The organism is Streptomyces sp. KR80, assembly GCF_052245555.1.
Classification (GTDB): Bacteria; Actinomycetota; Actinomycetes; order Streptomycetales; family Streptomycetaceae; genus Streptomyces.
Window position 1 is genome coordinate 1 of record NZ_JBQQCD010000034.1, and the last position, 18312, is coordinate 18312.

The 18312-nt window shown below is 71.5% G+C and carries 18 protein-coding genes and 2 pseudogenes; 13 read left to right on the forward strand and 7 right to left on the reverse strand.

The features are described from left to right. A pseudogene (locus tag ACTWQI_RS28685) lies at window positions 1-142 on the forward strand (ABC transporter ATP-binding protein); the annotation flags it as partial. Window positions 143-237: 95 nt separating this feature from the next. Then, window positions 238-1695 carry a lipase maturation factor family protein gene (locus tag ACTWQI_RS28690; protein ID WP_443274846.1) on the forward strand — a complete coding sequence of 486 codons (1458 nt, stop codon included), beginning with the start codon at window positions 238-240 and terminating at the stop codon, window positions 1693-1695. A 108-nt stretch (window positions 1696-1803) separates the two neighbouring features. Here ACTWQI_RS28690 and ACTWQI_RS28695 read toward each other — a convergent pair whose 3' ends face one another. After that, complete coding sequence (locus ACTWQI_RS28695) at window positions 1804-3030, reverse strand: D-alanyl-D-alanine carboxypeptidase family protein (RefSeq protein ID WP_443274847.1); 1227 nt, start codon at window positions 3028-3030, stop codon at window positions 1804-1806. 115 nt (window positions 3031-3145) lie between these two features. After that, window positions 3146-4177: a rod shape-determining protein gene (locus ACTWQI_RS28700; protein WP_443274849.1), complete on the reverse strand. Its 1032-nt coding sequence runs from the start codon at window positions 4175-4177 to the stop codon at window positions 3146-3148. A 293-nt stretch (window positions 4178-4470) separates the two neighbouring features. Between ACTWQI_RS28700 and ACTWQI_RS28705 the strand changes: the two genes are divergently transcribed. Together ACTWQI_RS28705 and ACTWQI_RS28710 are read left to right on the forward strand one after the other, a co-directional pair. Next, on the forward strand, window positions 4471-4692 hold the full coding sequence (locus tag ACTWQI_RS28705) for a hypothetical protein (protein ID WP_443274851.1): 222 nt from the start codon (window positions 4471-4473) through the stop codon (window positions 4690-4692). Between the two features lie 81 nt (window positions 4693-4773). Beyond that, complete coding sequence (locus ACTWQI_RS28710; RefSeq protein ID WP_443274853.1) at window positions 4774-5199, forward strand: OsmC family protein; 426 nt, start codon at window positions 4774-4776, stop codon at window positions 5197-5199. Between the two features lie 111 nt (window positions 5200-5310). Here ACTWQI_RS28710 and ACTWQI_RS28715 read toward each other — a convergent pair whose 3' ends face one another. Then, on the reverse strand, window positions 5311-6039 hold the full coding sequence (locus ACTWQI_RS28715; RefSeq protein WP_443274855.1) for a M23 family metallopeptidase: 729 nt from the start codon (window positions 6037-6039) through the stop codon (window positions 5311-5313). 472 nt (window positions 6040-6511) lie between these two features. On the opposite strand from ACTWQI_RS28715, the gene ACTWQI_RS28720 reads away from it, so the two are divergent. Continuing rightward, window positions 6512-7177 carry a helix-turn-helix domain-containing protein gene (locus tag ACTWQI_RS28720; protein ID WP_443274910.1) on the forward strand — a complete coding sequence of 222 codons (666 nt, stop codon included), beginning with the start codon at window positions 6512-6514 and terminating at the stop codon, window positions 7175-7177. Window positions 7178-7192: 15 nt separating this feature from the next. Here ACTWQI_RS28720 and ACTWQI_RS28725 read toward each other — a convergent pair whose 3' ends face one another. The 3 genes from ACTWQI_RS28725 to ACTWQI_RS28735 form a co-directional block, all read right to left on the reverse strand. Further along, the gene (locus ACTWQI_RS28725; RefSeq protein ID WP_443274857.1) at window positions 7193-7591 is read right to left on the reverse strand and encodes a VOC family protein; all 399 of its coding nucleotides are present in this window, start codon (window positions 7589-7591) and stop codon (window positions 7193-7195) included. Between the two features lie 164 nt (window positions 7592-7755). Continuing rightward, complete coding sequence (locus tag ACTWQI_RS28730; protein WP_443274859.1) at window positions 7756-8196, reverse strand: SPW repeat protein; 441 nt, start codon at window positions 8194-8196, stop codon at window positions 7756-7758. Between the two features lie 107 nt (window positions 8197-8303). Then, window positions 8304-8720: an ankyrin repeat domain-containing protein gene (locus ACTWQI_RS28735; RefSeq protein WP_443274860.1), complete on the reverse strand. Its 417-nt coding sequence runs from the start codon at window positions 8718-8720 to the stop codon at window positions 8304-8306. Between the two features lie 262 nt (window positions 8721-8982). Here ACTWQI_RS28735 and ACTWQI_RS28740 point away from each other — a divergent pair, with 262 nt between their 5' ends. From ACTWQI_RS28740 to glpK, 4 genes are all read left to right on the forward strand, one after another. Continuing rightward, on the forward strand, window positions 8983-9177 hold the full coding sequence (locus ACTWQI_RS28740; protein ID WP_443274862.1) for a hypothetical protein: 195 nt from the start codon (window positions 8983-8985) through the stop codon (window positions 9175-9177). Window positions 9178-9241: 64 nt separating this feature from the next. Further along, entirely contained in the window at window positions 9242-10801 is a 1560-nt protein-coding gene (locus ACTWQI_RS28745) for a hypothetical protein (RefSeq protein ID WP_443274863.1), read from the forward strand. Window positions 10802-10960: 159 nt separating this feature from the next. Then, entirely contained in the window at window positions 10961-11815 is an 855-nt protein-coding gene (locus tag ACTWQI_RS28750; protein ID WP_443274865.1) for an MIP/aquaporin family protein, read from the forward strand. Between the two features lie 67 nt (window positions 11816-11882). Then, on the forward strand, window positions 11883-13400 hold the full coding sequence (gene glpK / locus ACTWQI_RS28755; RefSeq protein WP_443274867.1) for a glycerol kinase GlpK: 1518 nt from the start codon (window positions 11883-11885) through the stop codon (window positions 13398-13400). A gap of 79 nt (window positions 13401-13479) precedes the next feature. On the opposite strand, the gene ACTWQI_RS28760 is transcribed toward glpK, so the two are convergent. Further along, window positions 13480-14985: an SCO1417 family MocR-like transcription factor gene (locus ACTWQI_RS28760; protein WP_443274869.1), complete on the reverse strand. Its 1506-nt coding sequence runs from the start codon at window positions 14983-14985 to the stop codon at window positions 13480-13482. Between the two features lie 114 nt (window positions 14986-15099). Here ACTWQI_RS28760 and yczE point away from each other — a divergent pair, with 114 nt between their 5' ends. The 4 genes and pseudogenes from yczE (at window position 15100) to ACTWQI_RS28780 (ending at window position 18152) form a co-directional block, all read left to right on the forward strand. After that, window positions 15100-15882 carry a membrane protein YczE gene (gene yczE, locus ACTWQI_RS28765; protein WP_443274912.1) on the forward strand — a complete coding sequence of 261 codons (783 nt, stop codon included), beginning with the start codon at window positions 15100-15102 and terminating at the stop codon, window positions 15880-15882. Window positions 15883-15925: 43 nt separating this feature from the next. Next, window positions 15926-16048: pseudogene (locus ACTWQI_RS28770) on the forward strand (glycerophosphodiester phosphodiesterase); the annotation flags it as partial. Between the two features lie 69 nt (window positions 16049-16117). Beyond that, window positions 16118-17521 (forward strand): MFS transporter, encoded by a 1404-nt coding sequence (locus ACTWQI_RS28775; RefSeq protein WP_443274870.1) that lies wholly within the window; start codon window positions 16118-16120, stop codon window positions 17519-17521. Between the two features lie 256 nt (window positions 17522-17777). Next, window positions 17778-18152, forward strand: coding sequence for an RNA polymerase-binding protein RbpA (locus ACTWQI_RS28780; RefSeq protein ID WP_443274872.1), 375 nt, complete (start codon window positions 17778-17780; stop codon window positions 18150-18152). Window positions 18153-18312: the final 160 nt, after the last annotated feature.

Here is an 18312-nt window from a genome sequence, read left to right on the forward strand (position 1 = left end):
GACGGTGGTCTTGGTCAGTCACAACAACAAGTCGATCCGGGACACCTGTGACCGGGTGCTGTGGCTGGAGAAGGGCGAGCTCGTCATGGACGGGCCCACCGACGAGGTCATCAAGGCCTACGAGAAGCCGCCGAGCGGATGAACCACGGCCCCGGGCCCGCCCCGTGAACACCGAGCTCCGGGGCGACGGGCCGAGGATGAAGGCCGTCGGAGGACCGTGTCCGAGGAGCAGCCGGTATGGAGTGGTTCACCGATTCCGACTACTGGCTCAGCCGGCTGGTCTTCCAGCGGAGTCTCGCCGCCGTCTACGCGGTCGCGTTCCTGACCGCCGCCAACCAGTTCCGGGCGCTGATCGGCGAACGCGGGATGCTGCCGGTGCCCGCCTTCCTGGCCCGGGTGTCGTTCCGCCAGGCGCCCAGCCTCTTCCACCTCCGCTATACCGACCGCATCTTCGCCGGCGTCGCCTGGACCGGAGTCGCGCTCTCCGTCGCCCTGGTCGCCGGCGCGGCCGATGCCGTTCCGCTCTGGGCGTCGATGCTGCTGTGGGCCCTGTTGTGGCTGCTCTATCTGTCGATCGTGAACGTCGGTCAGATCTGGTACGGCTTCGGCTGGGAGTCCCTCCTGCTGGAAGCGGGGTTCCTCGCCGTCTTCCTCGGCAACGAGCGCACCGCGCCGCCCGTCCTCGTGCTGTGGCTGCTGCGCTGGCTGCTGTTCCGGGTGGAGTTCGGCGCCGGGCTCATCAAGATCCGCGGTGACCGCTGCTGGCGCGATCTGACCTGCCTCTACTACCACCATGAGACGCAGCCGATGCCCGGCCCGCTGAGCTGGTACTTCCACCATCTGCCGAAGCCGCTGCACCGCGTCGAGGTCGCCGCCAACCACGTCGCGCAGCTCGTCGTCCCGGTGGCCCTGTTCACGCCGCAGCCGGTGGCCAGCATCGCCGCGCTGGTCATCGTCGTCACCCAGCTCTGGCTCGTCGTGTCCGGGAACTTCGCCTGGCTGAACTGGATCACCATCGTCCTCGCGCTCCCCGCGATCGACGGCACCCTCGCGGCCGAGCTGCTGCCGCTGCTGCCCGAGCCGCCGGATCTCGCCGCGGCGCCGGTGTGGTACGAGGCCCTGGTACTCGCCGTCACGGCGCTGGTCGTCTTCCTCAGCTACTGGCCCGCGCGCAATCTCCTCTCGCGCCACCAGCAGATGAATCTCTCTTTCAACCCGTTCCATCTGGTCAACACCTACGGGGCGTTCGGCAGCATCAACCGGACCCGGCGCGAGGTGGTCGTCGAGGGCACCGATGAGCCGCAGATCACCCGGGACACGGTGTGGCGGGAGTACGGATTCAAAGGCAAGCCCGGGGACCTGAAGCGGCGGCCTCGTCAATACGCTCCGTATCACCTGCGGCTCGACTGGCTGATGTGGTTCGCGGGGCTGTCGTCCGCCTACTCGCGGTCCTGGTTCCTGCCGCTGGTCGAGAAGTTGCTGGAGAACGACCGCCCGACGCTGCGGCTGCTGCGCTTCAACCCCTTCCCCGACGCCCCGCCCACGCACGTACGCGCCCGGGTCTACGAGTACCGCTTCACCACCCGCCGGGAGCGGCGCGAGACCGGGGCCTGGTGGCACCGCACGCTGGTGGGCGAGTTTCTTCCGCCGGTGGCGCTCGCGAAACCGGAGAGCCGCCCCAACGGGGCCTCGTGACCCATCGGACGGCGACGTCCACCTCCAGGCATCTCAGCTCCCCAGACCGCGGTGCCCACTCGGGAGTGGGCACCGCGGAGGGGGCGCGCGCCGGCCGCACCCACGAGGTCAGGGCAGGGTGCGGCGGGCGCGCCGTCGGCGGTGGACCATCAGGCCCCCTGCGCACAGCGCGAGGGAGCCGGCTCCGGCGGCCAGCCAGCGCACGGCCCTGGGGCCGTGCGGCACGACGGACGCCATCCGGTCCACGGTGGAGGTCGTGGCCGCGGGCGCAGCGGCGGGGTGCCGGTGCACCGCACTCGCCACGGACCGCGACCGAGGGGCGGGCAGGGAGCCCACGGCGCTGACCCGGTTCGCCGAGGCGAATCCCCAGTCGAGCAGCGAACCGGCCTCGCGATAAACGGCGTTGGGCATCCCGGAGCGCGGGTTCATGACGGTGACGACGAGGGTGCGCCCGCCTCGCCTGGCGGCGACGACCAGGGTGTTTCCGGCATGGCTGGTATAGCCGTTCTTCACTCCGATCAGCCCGGCGTACGGGGACAGGCCGGGGGCGCCGACCAGCAGCCGGTTGGTGTTCCGGATCTCGTACGAGCCGGTCGCCCTGCCGTCGGCGCCCCGGCCGGTGGGGAACTTCGCAACCGGGGTCGAGGCGTAGCGCACGAAGCGGGGATCGGCCAGCCCCGCGCGGGCGAACAGCGTCAGGTCGTAGGCCGAGGAGACCTGGCCGGGCGCATCGTAACCGTCTGCGGAGGCGACGCGGGTGTCGTGGGCCCCCAACGCCCGTGCCTTCGCCCGCATCTGCGAGATCGTCTCCGACATCGAGCCGTTCATGGCGGCCAACGCCCGCACGGCGTCGTTGCCGGAGCTGAGGAAGACCCCCCGCCACAGGTCGGCGACGGTGTACCGCTTCCCGGGCTTCACCCCGACCCGGCTGCTGCCCGCGCCGACGCCCGCGAGATCGGCCGCCGTGACGGTGCGGAGGGTCGCCTGCGGCAACTTCGGCAGCAGTGTCACCGCGAAGAGGGTCTTCAGGGTGCTCGCCGGCGCCATTGGCCGGTGCGCGTCCCTGGCCGCCAGCACCCGGCCCGTACGCGCGTCGGTCACCATCCAGGAGAGCGCCGAGAGCTTGGGCAGCTGCGTCGCACCGGCCCTCGGCCGCACCTGGACCCCGGGGCGGGGCAGCAGGGGGCCGCCCGCCGCGGCGGCGGGGGGTGCCTGCCGTTGGCCCTCCTCGTCTCCGTCCGCCTGCGCAGGCGCTGCCGGGCCGACCACGGTCAGACACGCGGCCGCGGCTACCACCGCGCCGATCCGCGCATTCCGTCCACACTGTGTGTCCATATGAGCACCGTAGGAAGGGGGCACGGGCCACGCCGCGCGTTCCTGCTCCATCCGGGTCCATGGCCGACTGACCGTCAGTTGTGCTGCGTGCATGCAAAAATGACGGGGCATCGGATCACATGGGCGCCAGGAGCGGCTCTTGCCGGGAGGGCAGGGAGTCGGCGGCACAGCGCGCGGCCCCGTCGAGGGCGGATCTCAGCGGCGCATCGACGAGGTGCACGGCCATGCCCACGGCCTTGCCCAGTTGCTCGGGCAGGCCGGCCAGCAGCGACCCGCCGCCGGTGAGGACGAGCCCGCGGCCGACGATGTCGTCGGCCACGCTCGTGGGGCACCGCCCGATGACGGCGACGACGGCGGCGGCGATCCGCTTGACCTCCGGCGCGACGACCGGGGCCAGCTCCCCGACCGAGACGATCGCCGTCTTGGGGAGATCACTGATCCGGTCGCGGCCGCGCACGGGCAGACAGGTGTTCCGTCCGCCGGCCGCCGCCACGCTGAGGCTGATCTTGACCTCCTCGGCCGCCTCCGCACTGAGGGCCAGCGTGTGCTCCCGGTACAGATAGGCGCCGAGAGCCGTCCCGAACGCATCGCCCGCGGTGGTCGTCGACTCGGCCGCGACCATGTTGCCGAAGGCGAAGGCGGCGACCTCAGTGGTCCCGGCGCCGATGTCCACGATCATCGTGCCGGTCGCGTCCCACACCGGCAGTCCTGCACCGATGGCCGCCAGCGTCACCTTGGGGAGCAGCCGGACCGAGCGGGCACCGGCAAACTGGAAGGCCTCCTCCACAGCCCGTTGCTGCACCTCGGTGGCCTCAGCGGGTACGCCCGCCACGACGCGAGGCGGCAGCCACGAGCGCAGCCGCCCGCGGCGCTGCTGTCCGAAGGCATGCCACAGCAGCCGGGTGGCGGCGTCGAAGTCGGTGATCACGCCGCGGCGCATCGGGGTGATGGTGTCGATGGCGGGGGGCGTGCGGCCGGCCATCACCTTCGCGGAGTCGCCGACCGCCACGATCTTGCCGGTCCGGGTGTTGACCGCCAGCACCGATGCGCCCTGAAAGGAGGTTCCGCGGGGGCCGCACACCCGGGTGCAGGACGTTCCGAGGTCGACTGCCAGGTGGGGCGCGCCGAGGGCCTGAGTCAAAGGCATGGGGAGTCCTTTCGCCACTGGCGTTCAGTGCGTTCTGCATCCAGCCTCGGGCCGGGTCGGGCGTCCTCCGGGCCACCACCCTCGGCCCTCCCTCGAAAGAGTGCGACGATCGGCTTGTCCTATCCGCCGTCCAGCCCCCTTCTGGCCGCGTGGACAGGCCCGTTGGCCGACCACGCGCCACAGCCCGCCACCGGCCGGACCGGTGCGTCGCTGGCGTGTACGAGCAGGCGCCGATGCGGGTGAGTGCTCGGCGGGGAAGGTGACCGCACCGCGGACCACGGCGTTGGCGACGTATGACGACAACGCAGCTACGACCGGTCGCGGGACAGCGCAGGCCGCTGCGCCGTCCGGCAGCAGGCGAAACGGTTTCCCGGTCCACCGACGCACCCATCTACACGGCCATGGTCGAACGTTGGGCATCGGCGGGGCGAGCCGTGCCCGGCCGCTACGACCACGAGTGGACGAATCTCGTACGCAGTCCGTCCTGGCCCGAGCCGCACATGGTCAAGAAGTGACCGCACGGCGCGTCGGATCCCCATCGCGTGCGCGGAGGCGGACCATCGGGTGACGTCATCCGTACACAGGAGGGATTCATCGTGGCGACGACGCGCACCGCGCACACGGTCTGGGACGGCAATCTGCTCGAAGGCAAGGGCACCGTCACCTTCGACTCCTCGGGGATCGGCGAGCACGCGGTCTCCTGGCCCGCGCGCGCCGAGCAGCCCGACGGGATGACCAGCCCGGAGGAGCTGATCGCGGCGGCTCACTCCGCCTGCTTCTCGATGGCCCTGTCCAACGGGCTCACCAAGGGCGGCACACCCCCCGCGCAGCTGCACACGCAGGCCGAGGTGACCTTCCAGCCGGGCACGGGCATCACCGGGATCCACCTCACCGTGCAGGGCCAGGTGCCGGGGCTGGACGAGGCGGGCTTCGCCTCGGCCGCCGATGAGGCGAAGGTGAACTGCCCCGTGAGCCAGGCCCTCGCGGGGACCACCATCACCCTCAGCGCCAAGCTGGCCTGACATCCGCGGCCCTCACGCATGGCGCCGCCGCCCCTGGGGCACCTCCCACCGGTAGCTGGGGGAGGTCCGGCGGCGGCGCCCGCCTCCTGGACACCGCGGCGCGCGCCGCCGTCAGAGACGCACTCCCTTCGAGGCGAGATACGACACGGGGTCGATGTCGGAGCCGTACTTGGCGCTCGTACGGACCTCGAAGTGCAGATGCGGCCCGCTGGACTTGCCGGTGTTGCCGGAGAATCCGAGCAGGCTCCCGGCCTTCACGCGCGTCCCCGGACGGATGACGATCTTGGAGAGGTGAGCAAAGAGCGTGTACCGCCTGTCGTCCATCCGCATCAGCACGATCAGGCCGTAGTCGCCGCCCCAGCCCGCTCGGACGACCACACCGGAGCCGACGGCGTACACCGGAGTACCCGGCCGGACCGCCAAGTCGATGCCCGTGTGGTGTCCGGCGATCCAGTTCCCGGGGACTCCGTAGGCGGCCGACACCCGGCCGGTCACGGTCAGGGGCTTCGCCCAGGTGCTCGGAGGACCCTCGAGCGGCTCCTCGTCGGCGTCGGCCTCGGGATCGCCGTCCGCCTCCTCCTGGGGCTCCGGCTCCCAGGGGTCGCCATCCAGCGCGCCCGAGCGGGCGTCGGTGCCGTACGCCTCCCGGTCGGACCCGAGTGAGTAGTTGGGCTGCCGGGACTGCTCCGGCGACGGAGGCGGGTCCTGGTCCCGCGCCCAGGCACTGGCCGTGGCGGGCCCGAGACCCAGCACACCGACGAGGCCACCGGTCAGCACCTGCCGGAGTATCCGGTGTCGCGGCGTGCGGCGGTGGGTTCCGCGGCGTATGTGTGCGCTCACAAGGATGTCCTTCCGTACGGCGGTCGGTTGTCCCGGTCAGGCGCGGACCCGGTCGGCTGCGCTTCCCGCCCTCGTCCGGTTCGTCGTCGCCGGGGGCGTGGCGAGTGATGCGGCCGCCGCCACGCGCACCGCGGTACGCACGAACCCCCACCTCCGGCACGGATGCGGCCCTCGCCGCCCGTACGGAGACGTCCGCGCCTTCCTGCCCATCGCACCCCGACTGCCCGTCAAGCGCACGTGCCGGAGCCGCTCGGACCATCCCGCGAAAGGAGGACAGCGGCGTCCCGCGAATGCCGCATGTGCGCAGGTGGCTGCGGCGGCGCGGGCAGCGGACGGAATGCCGGACGGCCCGCCGCCGGGCGGGTGAGAGCCACCACTGCGCCGGGGCGGCGGACCCCGGGCCCCGAACTGCCATGCTGGAGGTGTGGAGTACGCGGCGTACGAGGAACGGTTCTCGCCGGAGACCGAGGCGATGCTGTGGACCCGTACGGCGGACGGCACTCGGACTCGGGTCCTGCCGGACGGGTGCATCGATCTGATCTGGAGCGACGGGGACCTGGTGGTGGCGGGCCCGGACACCCGGGCGCATCCGGTCGCGAGCCTGCCGGGCACGCGCTACGCGGGGCTGCGGTTCCGCCCGGGTCGCGGTCCCGACGTCCTGGGCGTGCCGGCGGACGAGCTGCGCGATGCGCGCCTGCCGCTGGATGCCCTCTGGCCCGGCGGACGGGCCCGCCACCTGGCGGAGCGCGTCTCCGCCGCCACCGACCCGGCGACGGGGCTCGAAGCGGTCGGGGCCGAACTGGTGCGGGAGGTGCGCTCGCCGGACCCCTTTCTGGCGACGGTGGTCGCCGACCTGCGGGCGGGCGAGCCGGTGTCGGCCGTTGCCGCGGCGGCCGGTCTCGGCGAGCGGCAGCTGCACCGGCGGTGTCTGGCCGCGTTCGGGTACGGGCCGAAGACGCTGGCCCGAGTGCTGCGCATGAACCGGGCCTTGGCGCTGGCCCGCGCGGGAACCCCGTTCGGTGAGGTCGCGGCGGTCGCGGGCTACGCCGACCAGGCCCACCTGGCGCGCGAGGTGAAGGGGCTGGCCGGCGTTCCGCTCACCGCGCTGGTGCCGTCGCGCACCGCGCTCGCCCCGTAGCGCACCGGGCGGAGGTCACGAGGCGGGGAGCCGGGCGAACAGGTCCACGCCGTTGCCGTCCGGGTCCAGTACGACGGCGTAGCGCATCCCCCAGAAGGCGTCCCAGGGCTCCCGGTGTCCGGTGTAGCCGGCACCGGTCAGTTCGCCGTAGACCCGGTCGACGTCGGCGGGATCGTCGCAGGCGAAGGCGAGGTCGATGCGGCGGCCGCCCTGCGGGGCGGTCCACTCGGGATCGAAGGAGCGGATCGTCTCCACGGTGTCCCAGGCCATGCGCAGACCGCCGGGCAGGGCTGCCTCCACATGCGGCTGGCTGTCGGCGTCGGCCGGTACGTCCAGGCCGAGCCTGCGGTAGAAGGCGAGCGATGCGGCCATGTCGGAGACGACGAGGCCGATGAGGTCGATGCGAGGTGCCATACCGGGAGCGTAAGCAGCGGGCGGGCAACCCGTCTTGAACGAATCGGACGTGTCGGGTGTCCTGCAGAGGTGAGCGGCAGCCGCTCGAGGCTGCCGCTCGGGAAGGCGCCGAGGGGCCGGAGGGGTGGCCGGCTTCCTCGCGCCGCGTCCGGCCCTTCGCCGGGTCAGGTTTCGGCACTTGGCTTGGTCGCCGCGCCCGCGGTGAGCAGGCCGAGCAGGCACACGACGGCGCCCAGGACGACGTTGTTCCAGATCATCCCGGCGTCCGGGAAGCGGGTGACCACCCAGGGCGAAATGATCAGCCACACCCCCATGGCGGCCATGGTCCAGCTGAGCCCGCCGATCCGGTCCGGCGCAATGGCCAGTCCGGCGCCCATCAGAGCGATCGCGATGCCCAGAACGAGGTTGTTGAGAGTCAGCTCGGGGTGGGCATCCGAGAAGTGCACCACCCAGGGGGAGATGGCGCAGTACACGCCGGCGAGGAACGCCAGACCGTCGACGGCACCTGCCTTCCGCCCTTCGAGCATGCGCGCGTACCGGTCCCGCATTTCGTGGAGATCGGGGTGACTCGCGAGATCACCCGGTCTATGCGAGAGGTCGGCCATGCGACTCGCCTCCTTCGATCCATTCCGAACTGCCCGACACCAGGCCGAGCACTATCATTGTGCTCTTTGGATCGGTTTATTGATAGATGTCAACTCAAAATCCGCAGTCACTGGGCGCCGAACAGTTCCAGCAACTCCTGCTTGCCGAACATCCGGGCCGTGTCGACGGCGGACGGGGTGCCCGCGCGCGGGTCGGCACCGGCGGCCAGCAGCGCGCGGATCACCTCGTCCTCTCCCTTGAAGACCGCACCGGCCAGGGGCGTCTGGCCGCGGTCGTTCGCCCGGTCCGGGTCGGCGCCGCGCTCCAGCAGCGCCTGCACCGCCCCGGCGTGACCGTGGTAGGCGGCGAGCATGACGAGCGAATCGCCCTTGTCGTTGGTGAGGTTCGCCGGCACACCGGCATCGAGGTAGGCGGCCAGGGCCGCGGCGTCACCGGCCCGCGCGAGATCGAAGATCCTGGTCGCCAGGTCGACGACCTCCGGATCCGCCTGGCCTGCGGAGTCTTCCGCGTCCGAAGCACTCATCCGATTGATCCGCCTTCCGCGTTCTGCGCCCGTCCGGGTGATTCGACAGCCTACTGCGGCCTCTGGGACATGAGGTGGAGCGTCCGTGGCAATGATCGCCACGGCCGGCGGGCCGCCGCCATCGGGGACGCGACGGCTCGACCGGCCGATGGATTCCCATGACAATTCGCCCATTTGCAGCTTTTCAACTACGGATACATGCTGTGAGCCTGGAGCGACGCATGGTGACGGCGTTCGTTCCCGCACCCCACAGGAGAACTCCATGATTCTGTCCGTCTCGGGCGTGGTACTGCTCGCCATCATCGTCTTCCTGTTCCTCCGCAAGGACGGCCTCAAGGCCTCCCACGCCGTGGTCTGCGCGCTCTTCGGCTTCTTCCTCGCGGGCACCGCCATCGCTCCGAGCATCAAGGCCGGCAGCGCGAGCCTGGCCAGCCTCCTGGGCGGGATCAGGTTCTAGCGGCCGCCGTCTGAAGCACCCGCCGCCCGCGCACACCCCACGCGCACACCAACAGGAGACCGACGTGGCCCGGCGCCCTCTGCCCCGCATCCTCACCGTCAACGCGCCGATCGGCCGTAGCCGCGCGATCGCGCGCACGGCCGTCGACAACGCCACCGACGTGCTCCACCCACTGATCGTCGTCACCCGCGGACTGCACCGACTCGCGGTCATGGGAAGGCGTCGCTGGTCCGCGACGCCCAAGGAGCGGCGTGGTCCCGCACTGTTCCTGGGCGCGCTCGGCCTGGCGACGGTGGCCGTCCTGCCGTACGGACCACTGCTCGCGCTGATCGTTCTGATGGCGGCCGCCGCCTGGGCCGGGCACGATCGCATCTCCGCGAGCGGACCGACCAAGGCTGAACTCGGACGGCTGCGGGTGCTCTACGAAGCCCTCGTCCCGTACTTCTCCACGGCCGACGACCCCACCCCGCTCTACGCCCACGGCGGCGACTGCTCACAGGTCTTCACGGCGTACGAGTTCGACGACCACGGACGGCTCACTGGGCTGCGGCTGCGCTACCCGCCCTGGTTCACCGACGGCGAGGCGTCCTCACGCCGCCGGATCGAACAGCTCCTGCACGCCAAGTCCGGCCGCGGACGGGAGTACCTCTTCGAGTGGGAGGAGGAGGCCAACGAGCTCTCCATGAGCGTGCTCGAGCCCCTCCCCACCGATATCCACGCCCAGCGCTTCGTGACCGCGCCGGGCGAGATCGTGCTCGGCTTCACCGACCCGGGCGGCGTGCAGCGGCTGGTTCCCGTGGCGGGCGAGGGCGGGACGCGCGACGCACCGCCGGTCGTGTGGCGGACCGGCGCCCGGTCCACCGAACCGCATCTGCTCGCCCTCGGCCCCAGCGGCAGCGGCCTCACCACCCTGGTGCGCTCCATCGCCCTGCAAGCGCTGCACCACGGCGACGTACTGGTGCTGGACGGGAGCGGCACGGGCGAATACGCATGCCTGGTCGGGCGGTCCGGCGTGCTCGCGGTGGAGTCCGGACTCGCGGGCGCGCTGGCATCCCTGGAGTGGGCGGCCACCGAGACCGAGCGGCGGCTCATCGCGGGCAACCGGGCCCGGCAGCTGGGCCGTTCTGCGCCGAAGGACACCCGCAGGCCCCTGTGGCTGCTGTTCGACCGGCCGTCCGTCCTCAGCCATCTCGCCACATCCGAGGACCGGACCGATCCGCAGGAGCTGCTGCAGGTGCCGCTGCGGCACGGCCGGAGCGTCGCCGTCACGGTCGTGGTCGCCGAACAGCTCGACTGCGCGGACTCACTGGGCACGGCCGTACAGTCGCACACCCCCGCACGGGTCGCCCTTGGCCCGTGCACCGCCGAACAGATCCGGGCCGTACTCGGCGTGGAGCCGCACACCACGCCGGTCCGGGACGTGCCGCCGGGACGCGGGTACGCGCGGCTGGGCAGCAGCCCGGTCCACCGGCTCCAGGTGCCGGCCACCCCGGACCCGTACGACGACGCGGCAAGCGAGACCCACCGCCGTGCCGTGCTGGAACTCCTTCCGGAGCACACGCAGATCGGCTCGCCGACCGCGAGCCGCGCGACGGCCCACGCTGGGGGCACCTCCCCGCGTTAGCTGGGGGAAGCTGAGAACGGGTGCTCACGCACCAGAGTTCCGCCCGGCTGCCGCGCCCACCCCCCGAACGGACGTGCCCAGCGGGCGGATGCCGGTGACCGGAGCACACGATGGGCTGGGGAAACGGCCACACCCCCGACTCAGAAAGCGGGTACCTCCATGGCTGAGACCACGGGGCGAACCAAACCATCGACGCTCATCGGCGAACTGTGCGCCGAGTTCGCCGGCACCATGATCCTCATTCTCTTCGGCGTCGGCGTCGTCGCACAGGTGGTGGCGGGCCCGGCCAAAGTCGTCCCACCGGGCACCTGGGGCGACCACGACTCCATCGCCTGGGCATGGGGCATCGGCGTCGTCCTCGGCGTCTACACCGCGGCACGGCTCAGCGGCGGCCACATCAATCCTGCCGTGACGCTGGCTCTCGCGATGTTCAAGGGGTTCCCCTGGGTCAAGGTGGCGCCCTACATCGTGGCCCAGACGGCAGGGGCGTTCGTCGCGGCTCTGCTGGTGCGCTGGAACTACACCGAGGTGCTGGCGGCGGCCGACCCCGGCCACACCATCGCCACCCAGGGCGTGTTCACCACCCTCCCCGGCAACGGGGTTCTCCCCGTCAGCGATCTGGGTGCCTTCCGGGACCAGATCATCGGCACTGCGATCCTGGTGTTCATGGTCTTCGCCCTGACCGACCTGCTCAACAAGCCGCCGGCGGCCAACCTGGCCCCGTTCATCATCGGCCTCGTCGTGGTCGGGATCGGCATGGCGTGGGGTACGAACGCCGGGTACGCCATCAACCCCGCCCGTGACTTCGGTCCCCGGCTGGCGACCTTCATCACCGGCTACAGCGGCGCGTGGCGAGATCAGTACGGGGATCTGTACTTCTGGGTGCCCATCGTGGGCCCGCTGCTCGGCGGCGTGGTCGGGGGGCTCCTGTACAAGCTCCTCGTGAACCGCTTCCTGCTCCTGATGCCGCCGCAGGAACCGGGACGGATCCCCACGCCCGAGGGCGAGACCTGATCCGGATCCGGTCCGCCCCGTCCACGACGCCAGCACGTCCCGTACGAGCCCACGAGAGGCGGCAGCGATGCCAGAGTTCGTCGGTGCGGTGGACCAGGGAACCACCAGCACCCGCTTCATGATCTTCGATCACGACGGCAACGAAGTGGCGCGGCATCAGCTCGAGCACCGTCAGATCCTGCCGAGGTCGGGATGGGTGGAGCACGACCCGGTGGAGATCTGGGAGCGGACGAACACGGTGATGCAGAACGCGCTCCGGGACGGCGGCCTGTCCGCCGCCGACCTGGCCGCCGTCGGCATCACCAACCAGCGCGAGACGACCGTCGTCTGGGACCCGCGCACCGGCCGTCCGTACCACAACGCCATCGTCTGGCAGGACACCCGCACCGACTCCATCGCCAAGGCCCTGGAGCGGGACGGCCGCGGCGAGATCATCCGGCGGAAGGCGGGGCTGCCGCCGGCCACGTACTTCTCAGGCGGCAAGATCAAGTGGCTGCTGGAGAACGTCGACGGGCTGCGCGACGCCGCCGAAGCGGGCCATGCGCTCTTCGGCACCACGGACTGCTGGGTGCTGTGGAACCTCACCGGCGGGCCCGAGGGGGGCATTCACGCCACCGACGTGACCAACGCCAGCCGCACCATGCTGATGGACCTGGAGTCCCTGGACTGGGACGACGAGCTGCTCGACATCTTCGGCGTACCGCGTGCCATGCTGCCGCGCATCAATCCCTCCGCCCACCCCGAGGCGTACGGCCAGGCCCGCGCCTCGCGGCCGCTGCGGGCCGCCATCCCCATCGCGAGCGTTCTCGGCGACCAGCAGGCCGCGACCGTGGGCCAGGTCTGCTTCTCGCCCGGCGAGGCGAAGAACACCTACGGCACGGGCAACTTCCTGGTGCTCAACACCGGTACGGAGCTGGTCCGTTCGCACTACGGGCTGCTCACCACCGTGTGCTACCAGTTCGGCGACAGCCCGGCGGTCTATGCCCTGGAGGGTTCCATGGCGGTCACGGGTGCCGCCGTGCAGTGGCTGCGCGACCAGCTGAAGATCATCACTGAAGCGGCCGAGAGCGAGCGGCTGGCCCTGACGGTCGAGGACAACGGCGGCGTTTATTTCGTCCCGGCGTTCTCCGGGCTCTTCGCCCCGTACTGGCGCTCCGACGCCCGTGGCGCGATCATGGGCCTCACCCGCTACAACACGGGCGGTCATCTGGCGCGGGCGGCTCTGGAGGCGATCTGCTACCAGAGCCGCGATGTGGCGGAGGCAATGGAGCGGGACTCCGGCGTCCACCTCGATGTGCTCAAGGTGGACGGCGGTGTGACCGCCAACGATCTGTGCATGCAGATCCAGGCCGACATCCTCGGTGTTCCGGTCAGCCGGCCGGTCGTGGCCGAGACCACCGCCCTCGGTGCCGCCTATGCCGCCGGGCTCGCCACCGGCTTCTGGCGGGACACCGATGAACTGCGGTCCCACTGGCAGGAGTCGAAGCGCTGGGAGCCGCAGTGGAGCGAGGAACAGCGCGCGGAAGGCTACGACGGCTGGAAGCGAGCCGTGGAGCGCACCTTCGACTGGGTGAAGGTCACCTGACCCGGCGATCGTCTCCGGCACCGCGACGGTTGCGGGCGTACCGCCTCATCTCCCGGACGCGACATGGCCGGCCGGGGCGTCAGGCCACCAGGATGCGGGCGGTGTCCACCGCCGCGGGTGCGCCGGTCTCGACCCGCTGGACCGCCGCCGCGAGGCGGGCCGCCGCCGTCTCGGCGAGCGCGCCGCCGACGGTGAACGGCAGCCGGACGAAGCCCTCGAAGGCGCCGTCCACGCCGAACCGCGGCCCCGACGGCACCCGTACGCCCAGCCGTTCCCCCGCCTCCGCGATCCGGGAACCGGACAGGCCGCCGGTGCGGGTCCAGAGCGTGAGCCCGCCCCCAGGGACGGTGAACTCCCAGTCGGGAAGGTGCCTTTCGACGGCGGCCACGAGCGCATCGCGGTTCTCCCGCGCCTGCGCCCTGCGGATGTCGACCGCCGCGTCCCAGCCGCCCTCGCGCAACAGCCAGGCGACGGCGAGCTGTTCGAGTACGGGAGAGCCGAGGTCTGCGTAGGCACGGGCGGCCACCAGGCTGCGGATCACGTCCGGAGCCGCGCGCACCCAGCCCATGCGCAGCCCCGCCCAGAAGGCCTTGCTCGCCGAGCCGATGGTGACGACGGTGCTGCCCGAGGGGTCGAAGGCCGAGACGGGCCGCGGCTGTTCGACCTCCGGGTCCAGGCGCAGCTCCGCCATCGTCTCGTCGACGACGAGGACGGTGCCGGCGGCGCGGGCCGCGGCCACCAAGCCGCGCCGCTGCTCCTCGGTCGCCAGCGCCCCGGTGGGATTGTGGAAGTCCGCCATCACATAGGCCATGCGCGGTGCCGCGTCGCGCAACACCTGCCGCCACGCCGGGATGTCCCAGCCCGCGAGCCCGTCCGCCATGGCCACAGGTACGAGCCGGGCACCTGCCTCCCGTATCAGCTGCAGGACGTTGGCGTACGACGGCGACTCCACGGCGACCCGCTCGCCGCGTGCAGCGAAGAGGTGGCAGGTGGCGGCGACCGCACCCATCCCCCCGGTGGTGACCATGATCTGCTCGGGCATGGTCGGAATGCCGCGGGCGGTGTAGCGGTCGGCCAGGGCCTGGCGCAGGTCCGGCAGCCCGGCGGGGTAGTCGCCATGCGTGCTCGCGTACGGCGGGAGTTCCGCGAGCGCACCCTGGAAGGCCCGGCCAAGCCAGGGTTCGGGCGCGGGCAGCGCGGCACAACCGAGGTCAATCATGGTCTCGGCGGCGTCGGGCGGCAGCGGGTCCAGTCCACGGGTGGGGAGCGGGCTGCCTGCGGGGACGGCGGTCCAACTGCCCGCGCCGCGCCGCGATGCGAGGAACCCTTCCGTCCGCAGAGCCTCGTACGCCGACGCCACGGTCGTACGGCTCAGGGCGAGGGCGGCGGCCAGCTCGCGCTCGGCGGGGAGCCGGGCGGCGACCGGAACCCTGCCTTCGAGGACGAGGAGGCGCACGCCGTCGGCGAGCGCGCGGTAGGCGGGCACGCGACGGCCGTTCGCCCCACTCGCGCGTCCGCCGGTGTTCTGGGAGCCGAGCAGCCGGGCGAGTTGCGCGGCCCCCACCACAGAAGTCCACTGACTCATCGTCCGCGGTCCACCTTCCCCGAATTGGCCATAGAGATGGCACGTCTGCATGCCACAGACTGTCACGGGTCAGGCCACATTCACCACTGGGGAGGGGCTTTTTTGTCTGATTCGATGCGGTCTCGCCGGATCACCCGCCGGCTCGTTCAGCTGTACGCGGGACTGGTGCTGTACGGCGCCAGCGCGGCACTGCAGCTGCGCGCCGGGCTCGGGCTCGACCCGTGGGACGTGTTCCATCAGGGGGTGTCGAAGCACTCGGGTCTGTCGATCGGGGTCGTGTCGATCGGGGTCGGAGCCGTCGTGCTGCTGCTGTGGATTCCGCTGCGGCAGCTGCCGGGGCTGGGCACGGTGTCGAATGTGGTGGTGGTCGGTCTGGCGATGGACGCGACCCTGGCGCTCGTCCCGGACGCGCACCGTCTGGGCCTGCGGATCCCGCTGCTGGCCGGTGCGATCGTGCTCAACGGCGTCGCCACCGGCCTGTACATCTCGGCGCGCTTCGGCCCGGGCCCGAGGGACGGCCTGATGACCGGCCTGCAGCGGCGGACGGGCCGCTCGATCCGCCTCCTCCGGACTGGGATCGAGGTCTCGGTTCTCGCGGCGGGCTTCGCGCTGGGCGGCTCGGTCGGCGTGGGCACGGTCGCCTACGCGCTGGCCATCGGTCCGCTGTCGCAGCTGTTCCTGCGGGTCTTCGCGATTCCCACGGAGGCCGGCGGCCTCCCCCAGCTACCTCCCCCAGCTACCGCTGGGGGTGCCCCCAGAGGTGCCCCCACACAGGTGGTGGCGGCAGGCTGCCCGGGAGCCGAAGGGCGCGCCGGTGCCGCGAGGGTCGAGGAGGTCCGCCGACGGCAGGGGACGTGCCCCCATCGATCCCGGACACCGGACGGCGAGCCGGTCTGAACCGGCTCCCGGCCGGCTGCTCACGCGCCAGGCGGAACTGCCTGTGGGGACGGTGAACGAGGTGGAGCGGCCGCAGAGGCTGCTCTCCCCCGGCATCGATGGCATCATGACCGATCACATCGACACGCTGCGCACGGTGCTGACCGGCCGGGGAGCCTGGGCCTGACCCCCCTCCCCCGGAGTGACACCGGTGGGGTGGCACGCGGGGAACGACGGGGACGACGAGGGGGCCCGGATGGGCACGGACGTGAGCGGCCCGGCGACGGCCGGAGCCACGGACTCGGCTGCCGACCGGCGCCGCGAACAGCGGGGCTGGTATTTCTACGACTGGGCCGTCTCGGTGTACTCGACGACTGTCCTCACCCTCTTCCTCGGGCCGTATCTGACCTCGATCGCGAAGGCCGCGGCGGACACCGAAGGGCTGGTGCACCCGCTGGGGATCCCGGTCCGAGCGGGTTCGTTCTTCGCCTACTCCGTGTCGGCGTCGCTGCTGCTGGCCGTGGTGGCGATGCCGCTGGTGAGCGCGATCGCGGATCGCACCGGCCGCAAGAAGCCGCTGCTGGCCGCCGCCGCGTACATCGGTGCGGGAGCGACGACGGGGATGTTCTTCCTCGGCGGCGACCGCTATCTGCTCGGCGGCGCTCTGCTGATCGTGGCCAATGCCTCCCTCGCCGTGTCGATGGCCCTCTACAACGCCTTCCTGCCGCAGATCGCCGAGCCGGACGAGCGGGACGCGGTCTCCTCGCGCGGCTGGGCGTTCGGCTATGCCGCCGCGACCCTGGTGCTGATCGCGAATCTGGCCCTGTACCTGGGGCATGAGAGCTTCGGGGTCTCGGAGGGGACGGCGGTGCGGATCTGTCTGGCCGCGGCCGGGCTGTGGTGGGGCGCATTCGCCGTCGTCCCGCTGCGGCGGCTGCGGGACCGCCGCCCGCCGGGCAACGATGTCACGTCGCAGGACGGCGCGGCGGGGCCCGGATCCCCCGTACCGCACCTCGGCGGTTGGCGCCAACTGGTCGCGACCTTGCGGGACATGCGCCGCCACCCGCTGACGCTGGCCTTCCTGCTCGCGTACCTCGTCTACAACGACGGGGTGCAGACCGTGATCACCCAGGCGTCGGTGTACGGCTCCGAAGAGTTGGGGCTTGAGCAGTCGACACTGATCGCGGCGGTCCTGCTGGTCCAGGTCCAGGTGCTGGCTCTGGTCGGTGCGCTGAGCATGGGGCGGCTGGCGCGGCGGTACGGCGCGAAGCGCACGATCCTGTGGTCCCTGGCAGCCTGGACGCTCACCATCGGCGCGGGCTACTTCCTCCCGGCGGGAGCGCCGGTGTGGTTCTTCGTGCTCACGGGCGCGATCGGCGTGGTGCTGGGCGGCACCCAGGCGCTGTCCCGCTCGCTGTTCTCCCATCTGGTGCCGCGCGGCAAGGAGGCGGAGTACTTCTCGGCGTACGAGCTGAGCGACCGCGGGACGAGCTGGCTGGGCCCGCTGCTGTTCGGCCTGACCTACCAGCTGACCGGCAGCTACCGGGACGCCATCATCTCGCTGGTGCTGTTCTTCGCCGTGGGCTTCGTGCTGCTCGCGCGGGTGCCGATGCGGCGCGCTGTGGCGGCCGCAGGCAATCCCGTACCGGACCGGATTTAGGGTCTGGGACGGAAGGCCGGTAGTGTACGCCCTTGACCTACCGGGCGGACCGTTACTGCGCGCCAAGGATACGGAAACGCTGGGTGACATCTGCTGTCAGATGTGACAAACCGGGCGCTGGTGGGTACAACAAGGGGCGGCACGACGGGCGACGCATGTCCCGGAACGGGAATCTTCACCGCCGACCGGACGTTGCACCGGATGACGACGACAGCGACACCTGTCCTGTGGGCGACAAGCCCGGGAGGCACGATTCATGAGTGAGCGAGCTCTCCGCGGCACGCGACTCGTGGTTACCAGCTACGAGACCGACCGCGGCATCGACCTGGCACCGCGCCAGGCGGTGGAGTACGCATGCCCGAACGGCCATCGGTTCGAGATGCCGTTCTCGGTCGAGGCGGAGATCCCGCCGGAGTGGGAGTGCAGGGCCTGTGGCGCCCAGGCGCTCCTGGTGGATGGCGCAGGCCCTGAGGAGAAGAAGGGCAAGCCCGCGCGTACGCACTGGGACATGCTCATGGAGCGGCGCACCCGCGAGGAGCTCGAGGAGGTGCTGGCCGAGCGGCTGGCGGTCCTGCGCTCCGGTGCCATGAACATCGCCGTGCATCCGCGGGACAACCGCAAGTCCGCGTAGTCCGTCGGGCAGCCGCGCGGCATTTACAGCGACTCAGGCCGCGGGCGGGCACGACTCCGATTCGGAGTCGCGTCTGCTCGCGGCCTTCTTGCTGCCCAGACTCCCTGAGGGCCGGGCCTCTCCCCGGGGTCGGAACGGGGCCGCATTCGGCTCGGTACCC